Annotated in this window: 3 protein-coding genes and 1 pseudogene; 3 read left to right on the top strand and 1 reads right to left on the bottom strand. The window is 74.0% G+C overall.

The genetic code is table 11. The features are described from left to right. Positions 1-1,447 (bottom strand): cation:dicarboxylate symporter family transporter (locus tag ACFV6I_RS11005; RefSeq protein ID WP_380424533.1); only part of this gene is annotated, 1,447 nt, incomplete at its 3' end. Between the two features lie 241 nt (positions 1,448-1,688). Between ACFV6I_RS11005 and ACFV6I_RS11000 the strand changes: the two genes are divergently transcribed. From ACFV6I_RS11000 to ACFV6I_RS10990, 3 genes and pseudogenes are all read left to right on the top strand, one after another. Then, on the top strand, positions 1,689-3,560 hold the full coding sequence (locus ACFV6I_RS11000; RefSeq protein WP_380424530.1) for an ATP-binding protein: 1,872 nt from the start codon (positions 1,689-1,691) through the stop codon (positions 3,558-3,560). After that, positions 3,557-4,297, top strand: coding sequence for a response regulator (locus ACFV6I_RS10995; protein ID WP_380424527.1), 741 nt, complete (start codon positions 3,557-3,559; stop codon positions 4,295-4,297). The genes ACFV6I_RS11000 and ACFV6I_RS10995 overlap by 4 nt, the downstream gene beginning before the upstream one ends. A 292-nt stretch (positions 4,298-4,589) precedes the next feature. Continuing rightward, positions 4,590-5,102 (top strand): annotated as a pseudogene (locus ACFV6I_RS10990) (aminotransferase class III-fold pyridoxal phosphate-dependent enzyme); the annotation flags it as partial. Positions 5,103-5,217 lie beyond the last annotated feature (115 nt).

Raw genomic sequence — 5,217 nt, 5'->3', positions numbered from 1 at the left:
GGGGGGGGGCGGCGGCCGGGGGGGGGGGTTGGGGGGCGCCGGCCCGGGCCCCCGCGGCCGTGCCGCTCCGGACGGGGTCGGCTTCCGGAGCCGCCGGGACGGCCTCGGGGGCCGCGATCGGCCCGCCGTGCGTGTCGACCAGGGTCCGCTCGTCGAACGGCTCCTCGCCGGCCAGCACCCGCTGGGCGCGGTCCGCGTCGAGTTCGCCGGTCCAGTGCCCGATCAGGACGGTGGCGACGGCGTTGCCCGCGAAGTTGGTGAGCGCGCGGGCCTCGGACATGAAGCGGTCGATGCCGACGATCAGGCCGACCCCGTCCACCAGAGCGGGCTTGTGCGACTGCAGTCCGCCGGCCAGGGTGGCCAGCCCGGCGCCGGTGACCCCGGCCGCGCCCTTGCTCGCGATCACCATGAACACCAGCAGCGAGAGCTGCTCGCCGATCGACATCGGCTTGTCCATCGCCTCGGAGATGAAGATCGACGACATGGTGAGGTAGATCGCGGTGCCGTCGAGGTTGAAGCTGTAGCCGGTCGGCACGGTGATGCCGACGACCGGGCGGCTCACGCCGAGGTGCTCCATCTTGGCGATCAGGCGGGGCAGCGCGCTCTCGGAGGAGGAGGTGGAGAGGATCAGCAGGAACTCGCGGCCCAGGTAGCGCAGCAGCGCGAACACGTTGACCCCGGCGACCAGTCGCAGCAGCGCGCCCAGGACGACGACGACGAACAGCACGCAGGTCGCGTAGAAGCCGATCATGATGACCGCGAGGCTCTTCAGCGCGGCCGTGCCGGTCGCTCCGACGACGGCGGCCATCGCCCCGAAGGCGCCGATCGGCGCGACCCACATGATCATCGACATGACCCGGAAGACCAGCCGCTGCACGTGTTCGATCCCGCGCAGCACCGGGGCACCGGCCGGGCCCATCGCCTGGAGGGCGAAGCCGGCGAGCAGTGCGACCAGCAGGGTCTGCAGCACCTTGCCCTCGGTGAGGGCCGAGAACGTGGTGGTGGGGATCATCCCGAGCAGGAAGTCGGTCGTCGACTGGGCGCCGCCGGCGACGGCCTGGGCGTGGCCGGACTTCGCGAGCGCGGCGGTCAGGTGCAGGCCGCCGCCGGGCTCCAGCAGGTTGCCGACGGCCAGACCGATGGCCAGCGCGACGGTCGACATGACGAGGAAGTAGCCGAGGGCGAGGCCGCCGACCTTGCCGACCTTGGCGGCCTTGGTCACCGAGCCGATGCCCAGCACGATGGTGCAGAAGATCACCGGGCTGATCATCATCTTGATCAGGTTGACGAAGCCGGTGCCGACCGGCTTCAACTCCACGGCGAAGCCGGGGGCGGCCAGCCCGACCACGATGCCCGCGACCACGGCGGCGATGACGGAGAGGTAGAGGTAGTGGGTCCGGTCCCTGCGTCTGGATCCCCCCGCCGGTGCTGCTCCAACGATCGACATCTGCGGCTCCTTCGCCGTGCGGTCCTGGCGGCCCCGGGTGGTGGGCCGCTCTGACTATCGGGCCTGGGCGTGACGGAGGTCACGTTTGCGTTCATAGAGTTCACGGCTGGGCGCGACCGGGCGCAGCCGGGTCGTGGGGGTGCGACTGGGCTGCGGGACGTTCGTCGACGGGCAGTCGACAGGCCGCCGACCGATCGCGGGCCCCTGGGGGACCCCGGGGGCGTGGTGCACACTGGCAGGCATGTCCGTGCGCACCGCCCCCACGCCGCCGCGCCGACGGCTCCCGGCACCCCGCGGGCTGGTCCGCAGCTTGGCCGGGCAGCTCTTCGTCGTCCAGGTGGTCATCGTCGCCGCCGTGGTGGCGGGCGGCGCGGTGCTCGCGTACCTCTTCACCGCCGACCGGGCCGAGGACGCGGCCCGCCGCCAGGTCACCGCCGTCGCCCACGCCGTCGCCGACTCGCCGTCCGTGCGGGCCGCCGTCACCGCGCCGGACCCGACCGTGGTGCTCCAGCCGTACGTCGAGCAGGTGCGGATGGACACCGGCGTCTCCTTCATCACCGTCATGGACACCGAGGGCGTGCGCTGGACCCACCCGCTGCCCGAGCAGATCGGCAAGCGCTTCCTCGGGCACATCGACTGGGCACTCGCGGGGGAGACCCGCAGCGAGACCTACACCGGCACGCTCGGACCGTCCGTGCGGGTGGTCACGCCGGTGCTGGACGACCGGCACCAGGTGATCGCGCTGGTCAGCGCGGGCCTCACGGTGGAGTCCATCTCCGCGCAGTTGAGCGGCCCGCTGCTCGCCCTGGTCGGGGTGGCGGTGGCCGCGCTCGGGGTCGGCGGCGTGGGCACCTACCTCGCCAACTCCCGGCTGCGGCGGCACACCCACGGCATGGGGCCGGCCGAACTCAGCCACCTCTACGAATACCACCAGGCGACCCTGCGCTCGGTGCGCGAGGGGCTGGTCCTGCTGGACCGCGCGCACCGGGTGGTGCTCTGCAACGACGCAGCCCGCGAACTGCTCGGACTGGAAGGAAACTTGGAGGGTCGTCTGATCGTGGAGCTGGGGCTGCCGCGGGCGCTGGTCGCGGCCGTGCTCGGCGACGAGCCGGTCCGGGACGAGGTGCACCTGACCGCCGAGCGGGTGGTGGTGCTCAACACCTCCACCATCGGCACCGGCCTCGGCCTGGTCGTCACCCTACGCGACCACACCGAACTCCAGTCGCTCAGCGGAGAGTTGGACTCCGTGCGGGGCTTCACCGAGGCCCTCGGGGCGCAGGCGCACGAGGCGGCCAACCGGCTGCACGCCGTCGTCTCCCTGATCGAACTCGGACGCCACGAACAGGCGGTGGAGTTCGCCACCGCCGAGCTCGCGCTCGCCCAGCAGCTCACCGACCGGGTGGTCGCGGCGGTCGGCGAACCGGTGCTGGCCGCGTTGCTGCTCGGCAAGGCGGCCCAAGCGGCCGAGCGGGGAGTGGAGTTGACCCTCACCGACGACAGCCGGATCGACGACGGGCTGCTGCCGCCCGGGCTCTCCTCGCGGGACCTGATCACCGTCCTCGGCAACCTGATCGACAACGCCGTGGACGCCGCCATCGCCGGAGCCGCGCAGAGCACGGTGGCGCCGGAGGTCACCGTCACCGTGCGAATCGACGCGGGTGGTGGCGGTGCGGACGGCGGCGGTTCGGACGATGGTGGTTCGGGCGACGGTGGTTCGGCGGGCGGTGGCTCGGCGGGCGGTGGTGTGACGGGCGGCGACGTGGCTCCGGGTGGGGGTGGTTGCCTGCTGCTGCGCGTCGCCGACACCGGGGCGGGGATCGACCCGGCCGCCGTCGAGGACGTGTTCCGGCGCGGCTGGAGTACCAAGCAGGACGGGCGCGGGCATGGTCTCGGGCTGGCGCTGGTGGCCCAGGCCGCCCGGCGCAACGGCGGCAGCGTCGCGGTCGGGCGTGACCGGGGTGCGGTGCTCACCGTCCGGCTGCCGCTCGCCGGGCTGCCGGCACGACCCGGTGAGCGGCAACCGGGGCAACCGGGGCGGCCGGGGCGGCCGGAGCGACTTGGCCAGGCAGGGCAACCGGGGCAACCGGGCCGGCGGGAAGGGGCGTCGCGATGACCGAGGCGACCGCCGCTCCGGGGATCTCCGTGCTGGTCGTCGAGGACGACCCCGTGGCCGCCGCCGCGCACACCCTCTACGTCGAGCGCGAACCCGGCTTCCACGCCGCCGGGACGGTGCACAGCTGCGCCGACGCGCTGCGCTTCCTGGACCGCGCCCGCGCTGCCGGGAGGCCCGTCGACCTGACCCTGCTCGACCTCTACCTGCCGGACGGCCACGGCCTCCAGCTCTGTCGCTCGCTGCGCGCCGCCGGCCACACCACCGACGTCATCGCGGTGACCTCGGCCCGCGACCTGGCGATGGTGCGGCAGGCCGTGTCGGCGGGCGTGGTCCAGTACCTGCTGAAACCGTTCAGCGCCGCCGCCCTGCACGATCGCCTGGAGCGCTACGCCCGCTACCGCGACAGCCTCGGGCGCACCGGCGAGGCGACCGGGCAGGACGAGGTCGACCAGGCGTTCGCCCTGCTCCGCACGCCCGAGCGCAGCAGCCTCCCCAAGGGGCTGAGTGCGCCCACCCTGGACACCGTCGCCTCCGTGCTGCGCGAGACGGCGACGGGCTTGTCCGCCGCCGCCGCGGGCGCCGCCGCCGGGGTCTCGCGGATCACCGCGCGCCGCTACCTCGAACACCTCGTCGACACCGGGCGGGCGGTGCGGGAGCCGCAGTACGGGAGCGTGGGGCGGCCGGAGCTCTGCTACCGGTGGAAGGGCGGTGGGGCGGCTCCGGGTCGGCGGGGGTGAGGGCCGTGACCTTTTCGCCGGTCGCTCGTTGGCAGGACCGGGGGCGGTTCACTCGCTCGGGTGGTTCTGGGGGCCTCTGGGGTATCCCGCCAGGTCAGGGGCGGTAAAGTTAGGCTTACCTAACTTCTTCTGGGGGTTTGCCTTGTCGCTCGCCGCCGTTCCCGCCCAGGCCCCGGCCTCCTCCTCCGGAGATGTCGGAGCCGCCGGAGCTCTCGGAGCCGCCGGAGCTGTCGGAGGTGTCGAAGCCGCTGGTGTCGCTGGAGCCGCCGGTGCCCCGGCCTCCGGCGAGGCCATCCTGCGCCGCCAGCGCGTACGCGAGTCCGCCGCCCGTACGTACGCCCGGTCCTTCCCGATCGTCCCGGTGCGGGCCCACGGCATGACCGTCGAGGGCGCCGACGGGCGGCGCTACCTGGACTGCCTCTCCGGCGCCGGGACGCTCGCCCTCGGGCACAACCACCCTGTGGTGCTGGAAGCGATCCGCCGCACCCTCGACAGCGGCGCCCCGCTGCACCTGCTCGACCTCGCCACCGCCGAGAAGGACGACTTCACCAGCGCCCTCTTCGAGAGCCTGCCCGCCGACTTCGCCGCCGGCGCCCGGATCCACTTCTGCGGGCCCGCCGGCACCGACGCCGTCGAGGCCGCGCTCAAACTGATGCAGACCGCCACCGGCAGGTCCGGCGCGCTCGCCTTCACCGGTGCCTACCACGGCATGACCGCCGGAGCCCTCGCGCTCACCGGCAACGTCGCCGTCAAGGAACCGCTGCCGAGCGGCGGCGAGGTCGTCCGGCTGCCCTACCCGTACGGCTAACGCTGCCCGTTCGGCGTCGGGGGGGGGGGGCGGGGGGGGCGGCACCCCGCCCACGGCCCAGCGCGGACCCGCGCCGCGGCGCCGCGGGAGGGGGGGCCCCCCCCCCGGGCGA

The organism is Kitasatospora sp. NPDC059803, from assembly GCF_042732255.1.
In the GTDB taxonomy this organism is placed as follows: domain Bacteria; phylum Actinomycetota; class Actinomycetes; order Streptomycetales; family Streptomycetaceae; genus Kitasatospora.
Note: the sequence above shows the minus strand (reverse complement) of the source record. Positions and strands in the feature narration are given on the sequence as shown.

Excerpts from the sequence above, each read along its gene's own strand:
- ACFV6I_RS11000 (WP_380424530.1), top strand. The coding sequence starts at position 1,689 with ATGTCCGTGCGCACCGCCCCCACGCCGCCGCGCCGACGGCTCCCGGCA.
- ACFV6I_RS10995 (WP_380424527.1), top strand. The coding sequence starts at position 3,557 with ATGACCGAGGCGACCGCCGCTCCGGGGATCTCCGTGCTGGTCGTCGAG.